This window comes from Exiguobacterium chiriqhucha RW-2, from assembly GCF_000416965.1.
In the GTDB taxonomy this organism is placed as follows: domain Bacteria; phylum Bacillota; class Bacilli; order Exiguobacteriales; family Exiguobacteriaceae; genus Exiguobacterium; species Exiguobacterium chiriqhucha.
Genome location: NZ_ATCL01000014.1, coordinates 144,306 through 165,356, shown reverse-complemented (window position 1 = coordinate 165,356; position 21,051 = coordinate 144,306). Strand labels below are relative to the sequence as shown.

Below are 21,051 nucleotides of genomic sequence, written 5' to 3'. Positions count from 1 at the left end.
AGGACGACGTCATGAACTCAATCGTTTTGGAATATCGACTTTATAAAAATGAACTTTCATTCGAGCCACTCTACCATTATACATCGCTCGGCCTCGATGAAGTACTCGCCCGCCGCGAATGCGAATTTTTCGTCAAGGACGGCATGACCTACAAACAGCGCTCATCGGCGCTTGAAGGCGAGCAATATTTCTTGATTTACGTCGACCGCTACACGGAAGGCCCCGTCGACAAGCACGAGACGACCGACATTAAAGTCGAGATCCGGACGCTCGACGACCGGTTCGACAACCCGATGCTCGAGGCGTATTACGTCGATCGGCATCTCGACGCACTCGCCATGCTCGGCAGTCAGTATTTGTACGTCGCCGGCAAAGAATATGAGCGCGACTCGGCCGAGACGGACGAAGATCGTGGCGTCTATGTCATTTACGTCACCCCTACAGGTTATACATTGGAGGAATCAACATGAAGACAAGCAAAAAAATCTTGAGCGGTCTGTCGGCTGCTGTCTTGACCGCATCGTTAGCCGCTTGCGGCACCGACGAAACAGAACAAGCGACGTTACCGGAAGAACCGACCGGCTATGAATGCGACGATTGGGACTGGGATGATGAGACGGAGTCATATTACTGTGACGATGATCGCTCCCCTCACTTCGGGAGCTTCTTCTTACTCGGTAGCCTGTTCAATTCAAAGAGTGCATTGAAGAACTCCTCGGCATATAAAAATTACCGCTCGAACGGTGGCGCCAGCAGCATCACCCCGAACAAATCAAACTCAGGCTCCAACTCGGGACTCGGTAGCGGTTCAAAAGGCGGCTTTGGGGGATGAAGCGAGACGCACTGTTTGGCCAAATCCCTTTCTTTTGGCCTGACTTGAACGACGAGGAGTACGCCCTTTACGACTGTCTCGCCCTGTCGGATGACGCGGTGAGACAGATTCGGGAAGCGACGCGTGACGTCGATTCGATTTTCCGCAAGACGAACCGCCTATTGCGCACCCTCCCGGACGATACACTCCGCTTGCTCGGTTACCCTGAGGCGAGCCTACCGTTCCTGCGCGACAAGGCGATCCCGCAAGAGACGATTATCGGTCGCTATGACTGGATCGTCAAAGACGGCACCATCAAGTTGATGGAATTCAATGCCGATACACCGACGTTCATCAAAGAACTGTTCGATGTGAATGGCTATGTGACGACAGAATTCGGGCTCGACGACCCGAACGCGGCGTCGACCGAAGAGCTCAAGGCCGAACTTCGAAAAGCCGTCATCGCAGCGTGGCAACGACTCGGTCGGGACGGGACACCGAAAATCGTCTTTACGGCCCACGATGACAACATCGAGGACAAATGGACGACGCGCTTCCTTCAAGAGACGCTCGATTTGCCGTCCGAATTCGTCCCGCTCGACCGATTGCTCGTCGATGCGGACGGGGTCTTCACACCGTCCAGGGAAAAAGTCGACGTGTTATATCGTCAGACGTACCCGATCGAGCATCTGGTCGACGACCGGGCACCCAATGGTGATTTAATCGGCATCCGCCTGCTCGAACTAAACGCAGCCAAACGCGTTTCGGTACTCAATCCGCTCTCGGCGTTTCTCATGCAGTCTAAAGGCGTCCAAGCGCTCATTTGGGAACTGTATGAGGCCGATACATATTTCGACGAAGCGGAACGTTCCATCATCGAGACTTATTTTTTACCGACGTATCTCGAGCCTGATCCGTTTATCGGCCAGAGCGCGTACGTGCAAAAGCCCGCCTTCGGCCGGGAAGGCGACTCGGTCATCCTCTACGACCAAGCCGGTGTCCCGTTTCATAAAGAGACACTCCAGACGTACGCGGACGAGACCGCGGTGTATCAACAGTTCATCGAGCTGCCGACCCGTCTGACGAACACGGTCAACGGTCCGCTCGAGACGCACTACATGGTCGGCTGTTTTTGCTTGAACGGCCATCCGTCCGCCCTCGGCGTCCGCGCCGGCAGCATGATTACGAATAACCAGTCTTACTACTTAGCCATCGGCACAACAAAGGAGAATAACTTATGACGTTCATCACGCTCGATTCCATCTTGAGCTTCCTCGCTCACCTCGGCACAGGGTTTGGCCTGATTTTAGCCGGACTCGTCGTCTTCGCCCTTACGACGAAGTATTCGGAACGCAAATTGATTAAAGAAGGTAACGTCGCCGTCGCCTTGAAACTTTGGGGGAAAGCGATCGGACTCGCCATCGTCATCTACACGGTGTGGGCGAACAGCGTCAACCTGCTCGACGCCTTCATCTGGGGACTCGTCGGGATTCTTGCCCAAGTGCTCGCCTTCTGGACATTTGAATACGTCCTGACACCAGGCGTGAACTTAGAGAAAGAAGTTGAGAATGGCAACCTCGCCATCGGGATCAGCCTTTTCTCCGCCTCACTCGTCGTCGGCATCATCGTCGCCGCGAGCTTGACGTACTAATCAAACAGCCCATGCGCTCAGGATTGAGGCATGGGCTGTTGCTATAAAGGAGGGACGAAATGTCTGCACGTGGATTTTTAATCTTGCTACTGGGAATGCTCACCGTCATCACCATTTCCGTGACCGCCGGAATCCAATCGTATAACGATGTACAAGAAAAGCAAGCATCCGAACAGGTACAACAAGAATTGAACGACCAGATGACTGCCCAAGGGTGGTCTGCTTACGAATACCATAAATTAGAAGGATCGACCGTCACGCTATTCACGAACGCAGACGACACGATTCTCGGTCTAGGCATCATGAAAACGAACGGTGAGTTTAGTAGCTCGACCCGTGACACAATTGAAGAAACACCATTCGACTGGGCTCATCTTGGCAATGGAACAGACGAATACCTTGGGGTTCGGTTGAACAATCAACCCGAAGACGTCGTGTACTTGCGGTTACAGAATTCCGATTGGAGTAAAACCTACATGGTCAACGATCCTCGAGACGAAGGATATATCAGGACTTACTTGATTACTCTAGAGAAGACGCTACTTGGCGACTGGACAATCGAAACGCTCGACCGCGACAAAAACGTGATCCACGCTGAGCAACTATAAAAACCGCAAACCGATAACCGGTCTGCGGTGATACGACGACTGTTTTCGCAGTCGTCCTTTCTTATGCTCTAGCGAGTACGGCTGATGGACCGAAGAACTCGTAACGGGCTTGTGGAATCGTTTGGACGACCGTCTCCATCATCGCGGTCGGACCGCACGTGTAGACGTCGTGTCCCTCGACATCAAGTGCTTCGAGTTGTGTCGCACTCATGCAACCTGATACGTCATCGACGTGTGTGATGAGCTGGAGACCAGCGTTCACAAGTTCATCGAGCTCTTCACCGAGCGGACGGAGGTTCGTGCTGCGGACAGCATGGAGCAACGTGACCGAACGGCCTTGACCGAGTGCCGTTTTCGCCATGTTGAAGAGCGGTGTGATGCCAATCCCGCCAGCGACGAGTGTGAGCGGACGATCCGATGCTTCGAGCACGAATTCGCCAGCTGGGGCACTCACTGGAATCTCCGTACCGACCGTCTGCTCATGGAGCCAGTTTGAGACGAGACCTTCCGCCTTCGGAGCAATCCAGTAGCCGTCTTCTGTCGTCTCGACGACGCTATATTGGCGATGGTGCAAGATGTCTTCCCCAGCAATACGGGCTTGAACCGAGATGTATTGACCTGGGATGGCCATCCCGACGACGCCGTCGTTCGCTTTGATGTGGAATCGTTTCACTTCCGGTGTGTCTTCAATCACTTCAGCAACCGTGAACGGTTTGAAACCGATCCATGGTGCATCATCGTACATTTGTTTCTCAAGCGAGATGAAGACGTCGGCGATGACACCGTATGCTTTCGCCCAAGCGTCGATGATATCCGGCGTCGCTGCTTCACCGAGCACGTCTTGAATCGCGCCGAGTAAGTTTTGTCCGACAATCGGATAATGTTCTGGCCGGATGTTCAAGCTCTTATGTTTATGAAGTGCCGGTTGGATGGCCGGAAGGATCGCTTCGAGACGATCGATATGGACGGCTGCCGCATAGACGGCGTTGGCGAGCGCCTCTGGCTGACGACCGCGTTTTTGGTTCGTATGGTTGAAGAATTGACGGACTTCTGGGTTGTTTTCGAACATGCGCTTATAGAAGTGACTCGTGATAGCGACACCGTGGTCTTTCAAGACCGGTGCGGTTGCTTTGACGATATCCATGGTTTGTTGATCTAACATTTTGTTTCCCCCTTTTTGAAAGTTCATGTTCATTATGTGAGGTAAGTCACTTCAAAAGCAATATATAAAATACTTGTTTAAATATAAGTTCAAATTTCCGCCTTGAATCCGCCACGCTTTTTTCACATCTTCCATCATCGCGCTTTCAGACGATGTCTTGTACAATGAACGGATAAGAGGTGAAACAACATGCGGCTCACGCAAACGTGCGATTACGCACTCCGAACACTCATGTATAGCGCCACGTTCTCCCATCGTCTCGTGACGATTCAAGAAGTGGCGGACCAATATCAGATTTCAAAGAACCACGTCATGAAAGTCGTCTATGAGCTCGGCAAGCATGGGTATCTCGAATCGGTGCGCGGCCGTGGTGGCGGCTTCCGGCTCGCCCGACCGATGGAGGACATCAACGTCGGCGACGTCGTCCGGACGATGGAACCGTTCGAGCTCGTCGAATGTTTCGGCGAAGGACGATGTGTCATCGCACCCGCATGCGATTTGCGGAGCGTCTTGAACGAGGCGATGCTCGCGTTCCTGCATGTGCTCGATCGCTATACGATTGCCGACCTCGTCGCCAACCGGACGAACGAACTGGCTATGTTGCTAGGCATACAAAACCCGACGGACTGAAATAGTCCGTCGGGTTTGTCTGTTATAGCGGTTTTAATTTGGCCTCAATCTCGGCTCGTCGTGGCTCAAGAAACGGTGGTAGCGCCAAACGTTCTCCGAGCGTCTCGACTGGTTCGTCCGTCGCAAATCCAGGGCCATCCGTCGCGAGTTCCACTAAAATCCCGCTCAGCTCACGGAAATAAATCGATTTGAAATAATAACGGTCGATCAGGCCCGAATGACTGATGCCGAATGAATCGAGCCGCTCGACCCAACGCGCCATCTCGTCGTCATCCTCGACGCGGATCGCGATGTGGTGGACACTGCCTCGTCCTGGACGCTCCGACGGTAAATCTGGACGGTCGACGAGATGAATCTCGGTCGCCACACCCCCGTCCCCCGTCTCGAACACACGAACCGATTGGCCGTTCCGTTCGAACTCGGACGTGAACCGATAACCAAGCACGTCCGTCAGTACCCGCTCCGTCTTCTCAATTCGCCGTACCGTCCACTCGCTAAATCCGAGGCCGAAGACGGCGACGTCTGCCGGCACCGGTCCGTTTTTCCGCGGCGTCCCTGATCCGCCCTCGACGAGACAGAGCCGTTGCCCCTCCTCGTCCTCGAAGTAAAGCGTCGGACGACCGAGCACTTCCTCGACCGGATCATGGAGTACACCGAATTCGAAAAATCGCTCAAGCCAGTACGACAATGCCCCGTCCGGCACCCGAAGCGCTGTCCGCGAGATGCTGCTCGACCCTTTATACGTTTGCCCGAGAAAAGGCAGCTCGAAGAACGTCAAATCCGTCCCCGGTGTCCCCGATTCATCTGCGTAAAACAAGTGATACATCGATGGATCGTCTTGGTTGACCGTCTTTTTGACAAGTCGCATCCCGAGTACCTCCGTATAGAATCGCAAGTTCTTCAACGCGTCCCCTGTCATCGCCGATACGTGATGTTGTCCTAAAATCGCCTTCATCCGACTTCTCCCCTTTCAACTTTGATTATATTGTACCATCCACAAATAAGTAAAGTTAGCTTTACATTAAGTAAAGTTTACTTTACACTGAAGATAGAAACAAGAAATGAGGTGGCGGCATGCCATTAATCAATCGCGTCAAAGAGTTGCGGGCCCGGCATCAATTGACCCAAGGCGACTTGGCAGCCAAAGTCGGTGTGACGAGACAGACGATCATCTCGCTCGAAAAAGGGAGCTACACGCCGTCGCTTCTGCTGGCGATGCAAATCGCCCGCGTATTCGAGGAACCGGTCGAATCTATTTTCACAATCGAGGAGGAAACAAATTGAAACACGTCGTCATCCAATCCATCTCCAGCATCATCTTGTACGTCCTGATGGCATTTCTGTTCAGTTCGTTCTTGTCTGACGTGTCGACCGTCATTGAGACCGACCGATTCGAAATTGAGTTTAACTTATTGCCGCTCTTGCTGTTAGTCGGCTTCTTTATCATTTGGACAATCTATTCGTTCAAGACACGCCCGAACCAAAACTTAAGCTTTGGCCAATGGTCGGTCCGGATGACAGAATTTAGCGAAGTCGACGAACGCGAGCAGATCATCACGGCGAAAGCGACGAAAGCCGCCTACGTCTCGTTCGGGATTACTGTGCCGCTCCTCATGGCGTCATTCATGTTTTATCCGCTGTTCGAGAACGCGCTCCCCGCTTATCCGATTTACGCACTCGCCTCGACACTGATCATCTCGACACTCGTTTATATGACGACTTGGATCCGCGCCTATACCCATTAAGGAATTCACATCGAATTCCTTTTTTTGTGTCGATTTTTCGTCGAGTCGTTCCCTACGATTGCGAATTCAGTCACGTCGTGCTTATATATAACTAAACGGTTATATACTAAATGTATTGAAGGGGTCTTTCATCGTGAAAACCATCGATTTGACGACCGGTCAGGTTCAACGCGTCATCGTGGCGCTTGCCCTCCCGCTCGTCGGCAGTTCGCTTTTACAGTTCACGTATAGTCTCGTCGATATGTTCTGGGTCGGTGCGCTCGGTAGCGACGCCGTCGCCAGCATCGGCGCGGCCAGCTTTTATATCATGCTCGGTCAGGCGATTCAATCCCTTATCGTCGTCGGCGCCGGCATCAAAGTGTCGCAAGCCGTCGGACGGCGGGATCAGGCGTTGATTCAGCGCTACGTCCGGGCCGGGAGGCGGATGAACCTTGGTCTCGGCCTGTTATTCGTCACCGTCCTCGCCGCGTTCGGCCAGGCGCTTATCGGCTTTTTGAACATGGACGCACCGGCTGTCGAGCAGTTGGCGTACAGTTATTTGCTCGTCAGTGCACCGATGCTCATCTTTTCGTTCTTCAACTTGTTGTTCGCCCGACTGTTCAGCGCTTATGGCAATACGACGACGGCGATGCGCATCAACGCGACCGGGGTCACGCTCAATATGATTCTGTCGCCGCTCTTCATCTATCCACTCGGACTCGGCGTCGTCGGAGCCGGTCTGGCGACGCTCGTCGCGAACGTCGTCATGTTCGGCTTCTTCTGGCACCGGGCCCGCGTCTTGTTCGATTGGGAGGAGACGGTTGAACCGAATCGCACAGACTATAGAGAAATTCTTCGCCTCGGCTTCCCGATGGCGACCCAGCGCGTCTTGTTCACCGTCATCAGTATTTTCCTCGCCCGCATGATCGGTTCATACGGGACCGAGGCAATCGCGGCCCAGCGCATCGGGCTTCAAGTCGAGTCGATCGCCTATATGATGATCGGCGGATTGAACGGTGCCATCGCGAGTTACACGGGGCAAAATCTCGGCGCCCGCAAAGTGGACCGGGTCCATGAGGGGTATCGGGTGACGACGCGGCTCGGCATCTTGTATACCGGGTTGATCACACTCGTCTTCCTCTTCGTTCCAAACGTCCTGATCGGGCTGTTCGTCGATGACCCGACAACGATTGACATCGGTGCGAACTATTTACGGATCATCGGGATTTCGCTCATCTTCGCCTCACTTGAGATGATTGGGAACGGCTACTTCTCCGGACTCGGGCTACCGAAAATTCCGGCGATGATTTCCATTGTCTTCACCGTCGCCCGCATCCCGCTCGCGCTTGCCCTCGAGCCTTATCTCGGTATCGATGCCATCTGGTGGAGCATCGCCCTCTCGAGCATCATCAAAGGGCTCGTCTCTGCCCTCTATGTCCGACTAATGAAAAAGGAAGTGAGTTCCCTTGCAGAAGCAATTTAATCAACTAACTAAACAATTGTTGCACGGGCGCTTCGCCATCGAGCGTGAAATGCTCCGCGTGACACCCGATGGCACGCTCGCCGCTACGAAGCACCCGACAGCACTCGGAGACAAAGCGACGCACCCATATATTACGACCGACTTCTCGGAAAGTCAGATCGAGCTGATCACACCGACGTTCCCGACCGTCGAGGCGGCGCACGACTTCCTACAGACGCTGTATGATATCACGGCACTGAATATCGGTGACGAACGGCTTTGGCCGCAATCGATGCCGTGCGCGCTTCCTGACGGCGGGGTCATCCCGCTCGCAGATTTTGGAAGTTCAGGCCTTGAGGCCGGTCGCTATCGGGAGCATCTGCTCCAAAAATACGGGGCGAAAAAACAGCTCATCTCGGGTATCCATTTCAACTTCTCGTTCGCAGACGAGTTGATTGCCTCCCTTTATGAAGGATCACCCGAACGATACGACCGTTTCAAGGACGACCTGTATTTAAAACTCGTCCGCAACTATTTACGGACACGCTGGCTCGTCGTCTATCTGTTAGGCGGGACTCCGGCCGTCCACACGAGCTATGAAGAACGCTGCGTCAGTCAAATGCAGGCGCTCAGCGAAGATGTGTATTCAAATACGACGGCGTTGTCGTACCGCAATAGTGACTGCGGCTACACGAATGTCGAGCCGCTCTATCCGGACTATTCAACGCTCTCGGACTATACCGCGAGCGTGCGCCGCTTCATCGCCCAAGGTGACATCGCCAACCCGAACGAGCTCTACTCTCCGATTCGGTTGAAGACGTCACGAGGAGGCAATGACTTGGAACGACTCGAGACGAACGGCATCGATTACATCGAGATTCGCAATATCGATTTGAACCCGTTCGAGAAGACCGGTATCGCCCTGTCCGATTTGAAGTTCTTGCACGTCTTCTTGCTCTACTTGACGTTGAAAGACGAGACACGATTTGTGGATTGGCAGGCCGAGGCGTTCCACAACCAACAACGCGTCGCGAAACAAGGTCTATCGCCAACACTCATGTTGTACCGCGATGGAGAGACGTTGGCGCTCCAGACGTACGCTCGTGATTTGCTCGACGAGATTGAAGCGTTCAATGACCGATACGCACTCGGGTTCGACGACGTCTTTGCCTCTGTCCGTAATCGGATCGACCATGTCGAGGCGACTTACGCGTCACGCCTCACCTCCGCCATGATGACGGACGGCTATACAAAGTGGTCGCTCCGACAAGCGGAACTATTCTATCAAGACGCCTACGCCAATCGGTTCCGGATGCACGGCTACACGGACATGGAGCTATCGACACAGATTTTGATGAAAGCAGCCCTGAAACGTGGGTATGCGGTCGATGTCATCGACCGTGATGACCAATTTCTACGCATCCGACACGGCAACCAGACCGAGTACGTCAAACAGGCAACGAAAACGTCGAAAGACAACTATGTGTCGGTACTCATGATGGAAAACAAGACGGTGACGAAACACGTGCTCGCCGAACATGGCATCCGTGTTCCGGGAGGAATCGAACTCCGCAGTGAAGCCGATTTACAGGACGCCTGGACTATGTTCGCGAATGAACCAATCGTCTTGAAACCAAAATCGACGAACTTCGGGATCGGCATTCACATCTTCAAGGACGGGACGACGTTCGAGGAGGCGCTCGAGGCGTTTCGTCACGCTCTTGCGTTTGACGATGTCGTCCTGCTCGAGACGTTCCTACCCGGGAAAGAATATCGTTTCCTCGTCATCGGTGACGAGGTCGCAGGCATTTTACACCGTGTCCCGGCGAACGTGACCGGGGACGGCGTATCGACGATTCGTGAACTCGTCGCCAAAAAGAATGAGGATCCGCTCCGCGGGAAAGGCTATAAGACACCGCTCGAAAAAATTGACATCGACGACATCGTCATCGCGTTCCTGCGTCCACAAGGCAAGACGCCGGACAGTGTCCTCGCCGATGGCGAACTCGTCTTCCTTCGTGAGAACTCGAACATCAGCACGGGCGGTGACAGTATCGACTATACAGACCAGATTTCCGATTCATACAAACGGATCGCGGTCGAGTCAGCCCGAGCGATTGGCGCGACGATTTGCGGCGTCGACATGATGATTCCGTCGCTCGCGCGTGAAGGTGACTACGGCATCATCGAGCTGAACTTCAATCCGGCCATCCATATCCACTCCTTCCCTTACGAAGGCAAGGAACGACCGATTGGCGAGACCGTGCTCGATTTGTTATTTGACGGAAAAGGTTGAACAAATCCCTGAATCGGGAATAGAGACTACATTGATTAGATATATGTATCTTCTGTCTCGAGAAAGGGGTCTTTCCAATGGAAAAAGTAAAGTCTCAAATCGAAGGCAAAACATTAGTCGTCGAACGCAGTTTTAACGCGCCGCGTGCGCTCGTGTTCGAGGCATTCTCAACACCGGCCCACCTCGAAGCATGGTGGGGACCGGCCGGATGGAAGACAGAGGTTCGTACGTTCGAGTTCGAACCAGGTGGCACATGGCATTACAAAATGACGTGTGTCGACAAGGAGCAGGGTGACTATTACGGTATGGAGTCATGGGGGAAATCGACGTTCCTCGAAATCGACCCGCACCGAAAAATCGTCTATACGGACGCATTCTCGGACGCGGACGGACACGTCAATCCTGAACTTCCCGTCATGACGATCACGAACGAGTTTGTCGACATCCCGAACGGCACACTGTTCATCAGCCGCTCCGAATTCACGGACGCCGAGTCGCTCCAGCAAGTCGTCGAGATGGGGGCCGTCGAAGGCTTCTCTTCGCAACTCGAACGGCTCGACGCCATCGTCTCCAGATAACAACAAGCACCGCGCCTCATCCGAGGAGCGGTGCTTGTTTGTCGTCAAAATAAAAAGTAACTGACAATCAAAATCAACGTGAAAATGAACACCATCCCGATGGCGAGCGCGACAAGGCTCATCTTCGCCGATTTGAACTGCTGAGAGTTGATCGTATGCACCTTTTTCAAATACGACCGGGTCCCGACGAGGATCGTCGCGATCCCGAAGATGATCGACAAGATGCCGATCGCCGTAATCAATTGGTGCTCGGCCCCGCTCAAATTTTCACTTCGATAGTAGTGGAAGTTCGTCACGAGAAAGCCGATTCCGATGACCGTGATGGCCGTCCGAATCCAGGCGAGGAACGTCCGCTCATTGGCGAGATGTTGCTGGATGTACTGCGAATCGACCGTCTTCTCTAAATCTAGTTTCACCGATATCCCTTCTTTCTAGCTCATCATTGCTCTAATTGTTCGAATAATCGATTGAGTTGATGTTCATCAATCTCTCCATACGCATCCCCGATACTGATCTCGGTCGAACAATAGTGGTCATGTGGTACGAGATAGCCCGTGACGCCGACCCCTGTCGTCTCTTGAACGGATTGAATCCGTGCCGCGACCGCTTCGTCGTCCCCTTCGAGATGAAGATGGAACATGTTCGTCACCGGGACTTCCGGTGTCGTCCACACTCCGTCGATCGCATTGAAGCGGCGCGCCAGTTCCTTCGCCTGCTCGACATACGTCCCCATTCGGTCTTTCCGTAGCTCGTAGTAATAGTCGGCCGGGATGATGTAAGGGTACAGTCCAATCAAATCGCCACCGTACCGCCGTTTCCAAACTCTCGCATCGGCACAGAATGGTTTCGGTCCCGCTAAGATGGCACCTGCAATACCGCCGATGCCTTTATAGAATGAGACGTAGACGCTATCGAACAACGCACATACTTCCTCCGCTGTCTTCTCATAATATGGGAGCGTCTCGAGGAGGCGCGCTCCATCTAGATGCAGACGAATCCCCCGTTCCCGGCAATACTGACTGATTGTCTCAAGCTCTTTAAACGGGGGCAAATAGCCTCCGAGTTCCCGTTGTGGCAACTCAATCAACAGGCAGGCGACATCCGGTAACGCCTTCACTTCGTCGAGCGTCATCAACCGGTCGTCATCCCCAAGCAAAATCGCTTCGAGGTGATGCAACTCCTTCAACCCGTCCTGTTCGTGAATCTCCAAGTGACAGAGCGGATGATAGGCGACGTTTCGATTTCCGGTCTCGTCCGCCCAAATCCGTAAGGCGATTTGTTGTGCCATCGTGCCGCTCGGGAAGAAAATCGCATCCTCCATACCCAGTTCTTGCGCCATTTTTTGCTCGAACCGCATGATGACCTCGCCCGTCCCATAGTGGTCGCTCACCTGATTCGGGTCGACCTCAGCGAACGCCTGTTGCAAGACGCCGACAGTTCGTTTCCCGTGACCGCTCAGTTGATGCGACGTCTGTTGATACGATGTGCGTAAATCCATGTCATCCCCTCCACAACAAGCCCCCTGTCCGTAGACAGGAGGCTCTCAAGTTAGTCGCGCATGCGGACGATTAATTTGCCGCGCACTTTGCGTGTTTGTAGCTGTTCCAAACCATCTTTTAACCGTTCGAACGGCAAGACGTCCGTGACGAGGTCGTTCAATTCATCCGCCTCGAGCAGCTTCATCATCTCTTCGGCCATATAGGACAAGTTACGGATGGCCCGCTCGTTCTCACTCGCATGGGCCGCACCGAGGGCGACTTCATGAATCGAAGGCGACAGCGTGAACCCTTTCATGTTCGACATGTCAGGTGGACCAGCGATGTAGGCGAGCTGTCCGCTGAAGGCGAGTCGATCCAAATCGGCCGTCGCTACGTCGCGTCCGACCGTGTTCAAAATCAAGTCGACTCCGCAGCCGTCTGTCAGCTCCATGACTTTCTCCGTCACGTCTTCGACGTTGTAGTCGATGGCGACATCGGCACCGAGCGATGTGACCCAGTCAAAGTTTTCCGGCGATGCGGTTGTGAACACTTTGAGCCCAAGTTTTTTGGCAAGTTGAATCGCGTAACCACCGACTCCGCCCGCTCCGGCGTGGACGAGAATCGTCTCTTTGTCGCGTGTGTTCAACTTCTGCATAATGGCCTCATACGCTGTCATGCCGGCACAAAGGATAGCCGCAGCGGCCTCGTCGCTCACTTCCGGCGGGACGACGGCGCAAGCACGCGCATCGACGACCGCATACTCGGCGAAGCCGCCGTTGTTTCCAAGACTCGTGTGGACGGCGACACGTGAACCGGTAATGATATTGGCGAGGCTCGAACCGACTTCGACGACTTCCCCGACCAGGTCGACGCCGAGAATGTGTGGATAGGACCAGTTCGGGTTGCCGTTCGTGCCGACTTTATAGTCGACCGGGTTCAAGGCGACCGCTTCGACTTTGATGAGCAGTTCGCCCGCATCTGGTGTCGGTCGCTCCACCTCACCGATGTGCAGATGTTCTAATCCAGGTTGATCAAGTAGCCAAGCCTTCATGCTCAATACGCTCCTTCCGAATACGTCAGTTCATAGGAATGCGAGTAGATTTCGACGAGGTTGCCGAACGGGTCTTCACAATACACCATCCGGTACGGTTTATCGCCCGGGTAATATTCCCGGATTGGCATCCGTTGTTTTCCGCCATGGGCGACGATTTTCTCGACGAGTCCTTCGATGTCCGGGTCTTGGACGCAATAGTGGAAAATACCCGTCTTCCAAAACTCGAAATTGTTCTCCGGCTTCTCATTGTTCGGGAACTCGAACAGCTCGATGCCAATCTTATCGCCGGTCGACATGTGGGCGATTCTGAAGCTACCCCAGCCCGGTCCGAACACGTCCGTGCACATGACACCGATCGGCGAGTCGTCTTCGACGACGTCTGATGGTTGCATGATGGTGTACCAGCCCATCACGTCCTCATAAAATTTAACTGCTTCCGTCACACTCGGGACCGATAGTCCGATGTGTGAGAATGTACGTGGATATGTCACTGTCATCCGCTCCTTTTTGTTTGCTCAATTTGATGGATAACGATACGATACCTTCATCGCAGCAATAAAAAAAGTACGCACATTCAAGTAACTACCCGAAAGCGAGGCGAATTGAACATGACGACCCCGTTCCCCGTCAATAAGGCGCTCGACATCATCGGCGGTAAATGGCGGCCTCAGGTGTACTGTACGCTCGAGAACGGCCCGCGCCGCTTCTCAGAGATTCAACGCGCCATCCCTGACGTCAGCCGTAAAGTGTTGACCGACCAACTCCGTGAACTCGAACAACTTGGCATGGTCCGCCGCATCGACTATTCGACCGAGAAACAGCTGCACGTCGAATATTCGCTCACCGAGGAAGCGTTCAGCCTACAACCGGCGATGAAGGCGCTCTGCTCTTGGGGCGAGACACACGACGAATAAACCCTCGCCATCCGGCGAGGGTTTTGTCATGCGGCGAATAGACTGATGAGGTTTCCATCCGGGTCGATGACGATGGCATAACGTTGCCCCCAGAACGCATCCCACGGTTCGCGATGTGAGGCATAGCCGTGCCCGACAATCGCTTCATAGCACGCGTCTAGCTCATTTCGACTATCGCACAAGAAGGCGAGTTCGATCCGGTGCCCCGTCGCCGGTTTCCATTCCCCATACACCGATTCGGCCACTTCGACCGCATCGAAGGCGAGCCGGACACCGCCGTCATCGACCTCAACGTGCGCTTCCCCATCCATCGCTTCCGGAATCGACAGGCCGAGCAGCCGATAAAAATCGAGCGCCCGTTTCATGTCTTCGACGACGATGCCAATCATATCTAGCTTGATTCCCATGTAATCACCTCATTTTCCAAGTTGGTGGTGCTATGATGAGTGTAGCACTACATCCTGCTCGTGAAACGAGGAAATTCAAATGACCCATCAATTCGCTGTCCTGACCCAGCCACAGGCGGAAACGATCGCCTACACGTGGCACTATGAAGGGGATTATTCCTTTTACAACATGGAGGCCGATCAGGACGATTTGGCCGAATTTTTAGACGTCGAACAGCGTGGACAGTCGGTGTTCGCCATCACGTCTGACGGTGAACTCGTCGGGTTCGTGAGCGTCGCGCCAACGGATGCTGAAACGGTCGATATCGGCCTCGGCATGAAACCCGATTTGACCGGGAACGGGAGCGGACGGACGTTCGTCACATCGATTCTAGACTTCGTCAAAGCGACGTACTCGCCTCATCGCATCACCTTGTCCGTCGCCGCCTTCAACGTACGGGCGATCCGTGTCTATGAGACGTGCGGTTTCAAACAGACCGGTTCGTTTCAACAATCGACGAACGGGAGCACGTTCGCCTTCATCCAGATGGAACGTCAAGAAAGTCCTCAGAACCAACCGTTCTGAGGACTTTTCCTATGTGAGCTGTTTCTTTTGGATGTATGACAAACCGAGCGCCGCAATCAAAATCGCCCCTTTGACGATATCTTGGGCATAATACGGCACGTCCCACATCGTCAGTCCGTTCAGCAAAATCCCAATCAAGACGGCACCGATCAACGTACCGACGACGTTCGGTCGTCCGGTACCGAAGACGGCGTAACCGATATAGGCGGCCGCGACGGCATCCATCAACAGTGGTGCCCCGGCCGATACTTGTCCGGTACCGATGCGCGACGCCAAAATGATACCGCCGATGGCCGCAAAGAGACCGCTCAACACATACGCGTACAGCTTAATCCGCGTGACGGCGATGCCAGAGCGACGGGCCGCCTCGACGTTCGAGCCGACGTAATAAAACTCACGTCCTGTCTTCGAATACGTCAAAAACAGATGCGCCCCGGCGAAGAACAGAAGCATCAAGATGGCGACGAACGGGACAGGTCCGATTGAACCTTGGCCGATGAAGAGGAACGACGGGATGAAACGTCCCGGTGCCGTCCCTCCATCAATCGGCATGTTGTCGTAGATTGAAAAACCTTTCGTATACGTCAATTGGACCCCGTTGATGACGTACATGATGGCGAGCGTCGCGAGCAAGTCCGGTAACCGGAACTTGATCGTCACGAGTGCGTTCAAGAGCCCAACGAGCACACCGAGCGCAATCGGGACGAGCAAAGCGACGAGCAGTTCTTGACTATGTAACACGAGGCTTGACGCCGCCCCAATTGTCGCTAGGCTCGCCGTTGAGCCGACCGATAAGTCGAACCCGCCGACGATGAGCGAGAACGTCACCCCGAGGGCGAGCAGCGAGACGATTGACACGGACTTGATGATGTCGCTGAAGTTCGCGTACGTCAAAAACTGGTCGTTCGTCACACCGAAGACGGCGATGAGTGCGAGAATCGCGAACAGTGTCCCATATTGACCGATGCCACTGAAGCGTTTCGTGCGTTGTTTTAAGACGAGTTGGGCCATGTTAGACGCCTCCTTTCTGTTGCCAACGGCCGCGGTCGAGCCAAAGCGTCCGGTTGGCGACCAATTCTAATTCATGCGGTTCGCTCGATGTGAAGATGACGGTCTTCCCGTCTTTGGCGAGACGCGTGACGAGTTCATAAATATCCCGTTTCGCCGTCACGTCGACGCCTTTCGTTGGTTCGTCGAGCAGATAGACGTCGCGGTCTTCGAGGAGCCATTTACTGAGGACAATCTTCTGTTGATTCCCCCCGCTCAGCTCTCGGACTGGCTGCCCAGTCTGGTCATATTTCACTCGCAGCGAGGCCAATATGCGCGTGATCGCGTTCGCCTTCCCTTCAATCGCGAGGACGTTCCGTTCAATCGAATCGTCGAGGAACAGCCCCTGCTTCCTCCGCTCTTCCGGTACGAGCGCAAATCCAGAACGGACTGCCTGACGCGGTTCGCGAATGTTGAGCCGTTTTCCGTCCAACGTCACCTGTTGGTCGACACCAGAGAGACCGAAGAGTGCCTCGATCAACTCCGTCTTCCCACTCCCGGTGACCCCGCCGATACCGACAACTTCGCCTTTGTATGCCGTGAACGACAACTCGGTCCCGAATGTCGGTAACGTGAGGTCGGCTTGAATCCGTATCTCGGTTTCAGGAACGGCTTTTTCGACCGCTTCTGCCATGTCAGATCCGCTCAAATACGTATGGACGTCCTGTTCCGACAACGCTTGAAACGGCCCTTCGTAGGCAATTCGACCATCCCGGAGGAACGTCGTCGTCGTGGTGACGCGCGACAGTTCGTCCGACCGGTGGGTGATGAGCAGAATGCCGACACCGTCCTCGGCGAGTGACTGCAATAACGCGAGCAGTGCCGCCGCATCATCCGTCGACAAGGCGGCCGTCGGTTCGTCGAGCAAGAGATAGGCCGCATCACTCGCGAGCGCCCGGGCAATCAAGATGCGTTGTTTGACGCTGAGCGGGAAGCGCCCGACCGGTTCGGTCACATCAATCTCTAGTCCGACGCGTTCCAAGTAGGTGGCCGCTCGCTGTTTTAGCTCACGAGGTCGAATTCGTTCAATCGTCTGCCACGGGACGACATTTTCATACACCGGCAAGTCGAGATAAAGCGCGTCATCGACTTCTTGCGACACCGTGATGACCCCGAGGCGAATCGCCTCGGCCGGTGAGAGTGTGACCGTTGTCTCGTCGAGTTCGACCGTCCCCGACGTCGGAATGATGGCACCGCTCAGCAACTTGACGAGCGTGCTCTTTCCGGCCCCGTTCAAGCCGAGAAGTCCGTGAATCTCGCCACGGCGGAGCGTGAACGTGACGTCATCGAGCACCGTCACGTCCCCATATCGTTTCGTGACACGTTCCAGCCGTAACATCAGTCCGTCCCTTTCATCCAGTCCGACCAGGCCGCGTCTGACGCGCCCCAGTTCGGCACGTATTGGCCGAGGTCGTCCATCGTCACTTTCTCGTCCGGCAAGACGTCACGATCGACGAGGTACGGATCGACCGAATGAATCGACGGCGTCTCTTCACCCGCTAATTTTTGATATGCGTAACGGACTTGGATCCGTCCGATTTCAGCCGGATCGGTCGCTGCCGTCACTTTCCACGGACTGCCGTCTTCTTGCATGAGCTGAAGGTCTTCATCACTCAAATCGATGCCATAGACGGCGATCTCATCGCGTCCGGCCTGTTTGATGGCACGGCTCGCTCCCTTAGCGAATTCGTCCCACATCGCGAACACGGCATCAATTTCGCCTTCCGGATACTTCTTCAAGATGGCTTCCATCTGGCTCTGTGTGTCGAGTGCTGTATTGTTCGTCGCCGAACCGAACTTGGCGACTTCTGTGATGCCCGGGTAACGTTTCAAGAACGCATCATAAATCGTGTGACGCCGTTCCATCGGTGTGAAGCCGCCGACCCAAATCGTGACGATGTTGCCTTCGCCGTCCAAATCTTCGGCGAGCGCCTTGAGCGAACGCCAAGCGAGCGAATAGTCATCTTGGTCGATGACGGTCACGCCTTCGTTCGTCAAATCGTTGTCGAACGCGACGACTTTGATGCCTTTGTCGAGCGCACGTTGGACCGGTTCTTTCAACGCATCGGCGCGGCCATGGTCAATCAAGATGACATCGACGCCTTGCGTCGTCGCCGTGTCGACGTAACTCGCCATCTTCGACAAATCGTTGTCAGCGTTGTACACTTTCACGTTGCCGCCGAACGATTCGACTTGTTCCGTCACCCCGTTGATATACTGCGACGAGAACGTCCCGATCGACATCTGCATGATCAGGGCGACATCGATGTCTTTCGGCAATGTCGCGTTCGAGACCGAGACGGGTTTCGTCTCCGGCGTCTTCTCGGCCGGCTTCGTCGGGGCCGCTTGCTCGTTCGTGCAACCGACGAGCGCCAAGACGAATGTGAATAATAAGATCAATAGTTTTTTAGACATGAATCGTTCCTCCTACATGATGTGTGATGGCAGTCTCTGTCGGCTCGAACACACCCGCCTCGGTGATGAGTCCGGTGATGAGGTCCGGTGGGGTGACGTCGAACGCCGGATTAAAGACGGTGATGCCGACGGGTGCCGTCGGTTGACCGCCGATATGGGTCACTTCTTTTGCGTTCCGCTCCTCGATTTCAATCGTGTCGTCTGCCGTCAAATCGAACGTCGAGTGTGGCGCGGCGACGTAGAATGGGATGCCGTAATGCTTGGCGAGGACGGCGAGTTGCAACGTCCCGATTTTATTGGCGACGTGACCCGTCCGCGTGATGCGGTCGGCTCCGACGATGATGGCGTCGACGCGTTTCGACTGAATCGTCCAAGCCGCCATATTGTCGGTGATGAGCGTCACGTCAATATCGGCCCGGTCAAGTTCCCAGACCGTGAGGCGTGCCCCTTGAAGAAGCGGTCGTGTCTCACAGGCGAAGACGTTGAAGGAAATACCTCGTTCTTTTCCAACGTAAAACGGCGCGAGTGCCGTCCCGTACCGCGATGTCGCGATGGCACCGGCGTTGCAGATCGTCAACACGTTCCCCCCGGCCGGCAACACGGTCAATGCATGCTCACCGATGGCCCGATACGTATCGACGTCCCGGTCGTACAAAGCGATGGCGCGGTGTTTGATTTCCTCGGCAATCGCCTCAAAGTCGTCCCCGATATTTAAATCAAGGAGCGATTCGATCACATTTTGCAGATTGACCGCCGTCGGCCGGGTCGCAATCAAGCGGCGTCCGACGAGATCGAGCCGACGCGTGAAGTCCGGGTCATCGACTAACCGTCCCGCTTCTTTGGCGAGGACGAACGCGCCGAAGTAAGCGATGGCCGGGGCGCCGCGGACTTGGAGCGTCTCGATGGCCTGTTCGGCCTGTTCGAGCGTCTCAATCGTCACGTAACGCTCTTCATGCGGCAGCAACGTCTGATCCAATACGATGAGTTCGTCCGTCGCTGTTTGGAAGCGGATGTTTTGGACCGTCATACGCGTACCCCCGCTAGAAGCGTCACCAAGTCGTCAATCGACTCGACGCCGTGGCGTTCTTTAATGAGCGCCGTCCCGAGAGCGAGCGCATCACGTTTCCGTTCGAGCCGCGTCGCTTCCGGCAACGTCTCGAGATCAGCGACACCGGCGAGCCCGACGGCACGTCGAATGAGTTCGCAACCGGCGTAGCCAATCGTGTCACTGAACACCGTTCGCAACAATTCATCGACGAACCCGTCCGTATTGAACGGCTCGACGGCTCGCTCAAAGTTGGCCCGGAACGTCTTCTCGAACGTCTCCCACACGGTCAACACGTCTGTGAAACGTTCGAAGCGTTTGAGCGGGTCATGGAACGTCGACAACGTCAAATGGGCGATGATTTGGCCGAGGTCGAAGCCGAACGGTCCGTAAAACGCGAATTCTGGATCGATGATTTTCGTCTCCTGTTGGGTCGCAAAGATGCTGCCCGTATGTAAGTCGCCATGCAGGAGCGCCTCGTGTTTCGTGACAAACCCGACTTTCAGTTTCGTGACCTCGACCTTTAACGCCTGATCTTGCCAGAGACGCTCGACATCTTCTCGAAGCGCCGCCTCGATGTTGTTCGACTCCGCGTCCTTGAACGGATCGGTGAAGATGAGCTTCTCGGTGATGTCACATAGTTCCGGGTTGTAATAGTCACGTTCAATCCGTTTCTTCGCAATCGGTCCAGCCGCATAGTCGGATGTCGCGAACAGTGTCTCGCCTAAAAATTCACCGATATGACGGGCGAGTTCCGGGTAGCTCTCCCCTTTCAAATAGCCGGTGCGGACAATCTCATAATCAGACAGATCTTCTATGATCGTGTAAGCGAGCGTCCGGTCGCTACCGAGAACGGCCGGAACGTACCGCGACGCGACAGTTGCAAACTCACGGAGTGCCAACTGTTCAATCCATGCCCGCTCGAGCGTGAGCGGCCAGCTCTCACCGACGACTTTGGCGTATGGGAGCGCCTGTTTGACGATCAGGCGCTGTTCGCCTTGGCGAATCCGAAACACGAGATTCAAGTTGCCGTCCCCGATCTCCTCGCACTCGGCGATTCCTTCTTGCAAGTATCCTAATTGACGGACGTGCTCGACGACGGTCTGTTCTGTAAATGGTTGATATGACATGATGTTTTCCCCTTCCTGTACGTTGCCCACAAAAAAAGCCCCTTTCTCCGCGAGAAAGAGGCACAGCCAAAATG

General features: G+C 54.6%; 25 protein-coding genes. 13 read left to right on the top strand and 12 right to left on the bottom strand.

Translation table 11 applies throughout. The annotated features are described in order from the left end of the window. Positions 1–11 precede the first annotated feature (11 nt). From M467_RS20590 to M467_RS20570, 5 genes are read left to right on the top strand one after another with little or no spacing between them, the layout of a single operon-like run. Positions 12–470: a hypothetical protein gene (locus M467_RS20590; protein ID WP_021066042.1), complete on the top strand. Its 459-nt coding sequence runs from the start codon at positions 12–14 to the stop codon at positions 468–470. After that, positions 467–832 (top strand): hypothetical protein, encoded by a 366-nt coding sequence (locus M467_RS20585; RefSeq protein ID WP_021066041.1) that lies wholly within the window; start codon positions 467–469, stop codon positions 830–832. Before M467_RS20590 ends, M467_RS20585 begins: the two co-directional genes overlap by 4 nt. Continuing rightward, positions 829–2,052 (top strand): glutathionylspermidine synthase family protein, encoded by a 1,224-nt coding sequence (locus tag M467_RS20580; protein ID WP_021066040.1) that lies wholly within the window; start codon positions 829–831, stop codon positions 2,050–2,052. Before M467_RS20585 ends, M467_RS20580 begins: the two co-directional genes overlap by 4 nt. Next, positions 2,049–2,462 carry a DUF350 domain-containing protein gene (locus tag M467_RS20575; RefSeq protein WP_021066039.1) on the top strand — a complete coding sequence of 138 codons (414 nt, stop codon included), beginning with the start codon at positions 2,049–2,051 and terminating at the stop codon, positions 2,460–2,462. Before M467_RS20580 ends, M467_RS20575 begins: the two co-directional genes overlap by 4 nt. 59 nt (positions 2,463–2,521) lie before the next feature. Next, positions 2,522–3,070 (top strand): hypothetical protein, encoded by a 549-nt coding sequence (locus M467_RS20570; protein ID WP_021066038.1) that lies wholly within the window; start codon positions 2,522–2,524, stop codon positions 3,068–3,070. 61 nt (positions 3,071–3,131) lie between these two features. On the opposite strand, the gene M467_RS20565 is transcribed toward M467_RS20570, so the two are convergent. Next, entirely contained in the window at positions 3,132–4,232 is a 1,101-nt protein-coding gene (locus tag M467_RS20565; RefSeq protein WP_021066037.1) for a globin domain-containing protein, read from the bottom strand. Between the two features lie 189 nt (positions 4,233–4,421). On the opposite strand from M467_RS20565, the gene M467_RS20560 reads away from it, so the two are divergent. Beyond that, positions 4,422–4,862, top strand: coding sequence for an RrF2 family transcriptional regulator (locus M467_RS20560; RefSeq protein WP_021066036.1), 441 nt, complete (start codon positions 4,422–4,424; stop codon positions 4,860–4,862). Positions 4,863–4,884: 22 nt separating this feature from the next. Here the strand turns inward: M467_RS20560 and M467_RS20555 are convergent, their stop codons facing one another. After that, complete coding sequence (locus M467_RS20555) at positions 4,885–5,817, bottom strand: ring-cleaving dioxygenase (protein WP_021066035.1); 933 nt, start codon at positions 5,815–5,817, stop codon at positions 4,885–4,887. A 119-nt stretch (positions 5,818–5,936) separates the two neighbouring features. Here M467_RS20555 and M467_RS20550 point away from each other — a divergent pair, with 119 nt between their 5' ends. The 5 genes from M467_RS20550 to M467_RS20530 all read left to right on the top strand — a co-directional run bounded on the left by M467_RS20550 (position 5,937) and on the right by M467_RS20530 (position 10,922). After that, complete coding sequence (locus tag M467_RS20550) at positions 5,937–6,146, top strand: helix-turn-helix transcriptional regulator (RefSeq protein WP_021066034.1); 210 nt, start codon at positions 5,937–5,939, stop codon at positions 6,144–6,146. After that, positions 6,143–6,607, top strand: coding sequence for a hypothetical protein (locus M467_RS20545; RefSeq protein WP_021066033.1), 465 nt, complete (start codon positions 6,143–6,145; stop codon positions 6,605–6,607). Before M467_RS20550 ends, M467_RS20545 begins: the two co-directional genes overlap by 4 nt. 133 nt (positions 6,608–6,740) lie before the next feature. Then, a complete protein-coding gene (locus M467_RS20540) occupies positions 6,741–8,069 on the top strand; it encodes an MATE family efflux transporter (protein ID WP_021066032.1) in 1,329 nt (442 codons plus the stop codon). Then, entirely contained in the window at positions 8,053–10,344 is a 2,292-nt protein-coding gene (gene gshAB, locus M467_RS20535) for a bifunctional glutamate--cysteine ligase GshA/glutathione synthetase GshB (protein WP_021066031.1), read from the top strand. Before M467_RS20540 ends, gshAB begins: the two co-directional genes overlap by 17 nt. A gap of 77 nt (positions 10,345–10,421) precedes the next feature. Next, on the top strand, positions 10,422–10,922 hold the full coding sequence (locus M467_RS20530) for an SRPBCC family protein (protein ID WP_021066030.1): 501 nt from the start codon (positions 10,422–10,424) through the stop codon (positions 10,920–10,922). 44 nt (positions 10,923–10,966) lie between these two features. Here the strand turns inward: M467_RS20530 and M467_RS20525 are convergent, their stop codons facing one another. From M467_RS20525 to M467_RS20510, 4 genes are read right to left on the bottom strand one after another with little or no spacing between them, the layout of a single operon-like run. Then, positions 10,967–11,338, bottom strand: coding sequence for a YidH family protein (locus tag M467_RS20525; RefSeq protein ID WP_021066029.1), 372 nt, complete (start codon positions 11,336–11,338; stop codon positions 10,967–10,969). Positions 11,339–11,361: 23 nt separating this feature from the next. After that, the gene (locus M467_RS20520) at positions 11,362–12,420 is read right to left on the bottom strand and encodes a threonine aldolase family protein (protein WP_021066028.1); all 1,059 of its coding nucleotides are present in this window, start codon (positions 12,418–12,420) and stop codon (positions 11,362–11,364) included. 50 nt (positions 12,421–12,470) lie between these two features. After that, positions 12,471–13,451: a zinc-binding dehydrogenase gene (locus tag M467_RS20515; protein ID WP_021066027.1), complete on the bottom strand. Its 981-nt coding sequence runs from the start codon at positions 13,449–13,451 to the stop codon at positions 12,471–12,473. Between the two features lie 2 nt (positions 13,452–13,453). Beyond that, positions 13,454–13,945, bottom strand: coding sequence for a lactoylglutathione lyase family protein (locus tag M467_RS20510; RefSeq protein WP_021066026.1), 492 nt, complete (start codon positions 13,943–13,945; stop codon positions 13,454–13,456). 117 nt (positions 13,946–14,062) lie between these two features. Here M467_RS20510 and M467_RS20505 point away from each other — a divergent pair, with 117 nt between their 5' ends. Beyond that, the gene (locus M467_RS20505) at positions 14,063–14,368 is read left to right on the top strand and encodes a winged helix-turn-helix transcriptional regulator (RefSeq protein ID WP_021066025.1); all 306 of its coding nucleotides are present in this window, start codon (positions 14,063–14,065) and stop codon (positions 14,366–14,368) included. Between the two features lie 26 nt (positions 14,369–14,394). Here M467_RS20505 and M467_RS20500 read toward each other — a convergent pair whose 3' ends face one another. After that, the gene (locus M467_RS20500) at positions 14,395–14,775 is read right to left on the bottom strand and encodes a VOC family protein (RefSeq protein ID WP_021066024.1); all 381 of its coding nucleotides are present in this window, start codon (positions 14,773–14,775) and stop codon (positions 14,395–14,397) included. A 79-nt stretch (positions 14,776–14,854) separates the two neighbouring features. Here M467_RS20500 and M467_RS20495 point away from each other — a divergent pair, with 79 nt between their 5' ends. Then, positions 14,855–15,340, top strand: coding sequence for a GNAT family N-acetyltransferase (locus tag M467_RS20495; RefSeq protein ID WP_021066023.1), 486 nt, complete (start codon positions 14,855–14,857; stop codon positions 15,338–15,340). 9 nt (positions 15,341–15,349) lie between these two features. Here M467_RS20495 and M467_RS20490 read toward each other — a convergent pair whose 3' ends face one another. The 5 genes from M467_RS20490 to mtnK are packed head-to-tail and all read right to left on the bottom strand — an operon-like array spanning position 15,350 to position 20,977. Further along, on the bottom strand, positions 15,350–16,351 hold the full coding sequence (locus tag M467_RS20490; protein ID WP_021066022.1) for an ABC transporter permease: 1,002 nt from the start codon (positions 16,349–16,351) through the stop codon (positions 15,350–15,352). A gap of 1 nt (position 16,352) precedes the next feature. Then, entirely contained in the window at positions 16,353–17,726 is a 1,374-nt protein-coding gene (locus M467_RS20485; RefSeq protein WP_021066021.1) for a sugar ABC transporter ATP-binding protein, read from the bottom strand. After that, entirely contained in the window at positions 17,726–18,802 is a 1,077-nt protein-coding gene (locus M467_RS20480) for a sugar ABC transporter substrate-binding protein (RefSeq protein ID WP_021066020.1), read from the bottom strand. Before M467_RS20480 ends, M467_RS20485 begins: the two co-directional genes overlap by 1 nt. Beyond that, positions 18,795–19,829 (bottom strand): S-methyl-5-thioribose-1-phosphate isomerase, encoded by a 1,035-nt coding sequence (gene mtnA / locus M467_RS20475; protein ID WP_021066019.1) that lies wholly within the window; start codon positions 19,827–19,829, stop codon positions 18,795–18,797. Before mtnA ends, M467_RS20480 begins: the two co-directional genes overlap by 8 nt. Further along, positions 19,826–20,977 carry an S-methyl-5-thioribose kinase gene (gene mtnK / locus M467_RS20470; RefSeq protein WP_031199979.1) on the bottom strand — a complete coding sequence of 384 codons (1,152 nt, stop codon included), beginning with the start codon at positions 20,975–20,977 and terminating at the stop codon, positions 19,826–19,828. Before mtnK ends, mtnA begins: the two co-directional genes overlap by 4 nt. Between the last annotated feature and the right edge of the window lie 74 nt (positions 20,978–21,051).

Coding starts and splice junctions, on each gene's coding strand:
- M467_RS20490 (WP_021066022.1), bottom strand. CDS start 16,351: ATGGCCCAACTCGTCTTAAAACAACGCACGAAACGCTTCAGTGGCATC.
- M467_RS20505 (WP_021066025.1), top strand. CDS start 14,063: ATGACGACCCCGTTCCCCGTCAATAAGGCGCTCGACATCATCGGCGGT.
- M467_RS20500 (WP_021066024.1), bottom strand. CDS start 14,775: ATGGGAATCAAGCTAGATATGATTGGCATCGTCGTCGAAGACATGAAA.
- M467_RS20555 (WP_021066035.1), bottom strand. CDS start 5,817: ATGAAGGCGATTTTAGGACAACATCACGTATCGGCGATGACAGGGGAC.
- M467_RS20550 (WP_021066034.1), top strand. CDS start 5,937: ATGCCATTAATCAATCGCGTCAAAGAGTTGCGGGCCCGGCATCAATTG.
- M467_RS20575 (WP_021066039.1), top strand. CDS start 2,049: ATGACGTTCATCACGCTCGATTCCATCTTGAGCTTCCTCGCTCACCTC.
- M467_RS20515 (WP_021066027.1), bottom strand. CDS start 13,451: ATGAAGGCTTGGCTACTTGATCAACCTGGATTAGAACATCTGCACATC.
- M467_RS20495 (WP_021066023.1), top strand. CDS start 14,855: ATGACCCATCAATTCGCTGTCCTGACCCAGCCACAGGCGGAAACGATC.
- M467_RS20590 (WP_021066042.1), top strand. CDS start 12: ATGAACTCAATCGTTTTGGAATATCGACTTTATAAAAATGAACTTTCA.
- M467_RS20520 (WP_021066028.1), bottom strand. CDS start 12,420: ATGGATTTACGCACATCGTATCAACAGACGTCGCATCAACTGAGCGGT.
- M467_RS20565 (WP_021066037.1), bottom strand. CDS start 4,232: ATGTTAGATCAACAAACCATGGATATCGTCAAAGCAACCGCACCGGTC.
- M467_RS20480 (WP_021066020.1), bottom strand. CDS start 18,802: ATGTCTAAAAAACTATTGATCTTATTATTCACATTCGTCTTGGCGCTC.
- mtnA (WP_021066019.1), bottom strand. CDS start 19,829: ATGACGGTCCAAAACATCCGCTTCCAAACAGCGACGGACGAACTCATC.
- M467_RS20530 (WP_021066030.1), top strand. CDS start 10,422: ATGGAAAAAGTAAAGTCTCAAATCGAAGGCAAAACATTAGTCGTCGAA.
- M467_RS20560 (WP_021066036.1), top strand. CDS start 4,422: ATGCGGCTCACGCAAACGTGCGATTACGCACTCCGAACACTCATGTAT.
- mtnK (WP_031199979.1), bottom strand. CDS start 20,977: ATGTCATATCAACCATTTACAGAACAGACCGTCGTCGAGCACGTCCGT.
- M467_RS20570 (WP_021066038.1), top strand. CDS start 2,522: ATGTCTGCACGTGGATTTTTAATCTTGCTACTGGGAATGCTCACCGTC.
- M467_RS20580 (WP_021066040.1), top strand. CDS start 829: ATGAAGCGAGACGCACTGTTTGGCCAAATCCCTTTCTTTTGGCCTGAC.
- M467_RS20485 (WP_021066021.1), bottom strand. CDS start 17,726: ATGTTACGGCTGGAACGTGTCACGAAACGATATGGGGACGTGACGGTG.
- M467_RS20585 (WP_021066041.1), top strand. CDS start 467: ATGAAGACAAGCAAAAAAATCTTGAGCGGTCTGTCGGCTGCTGTCTTG.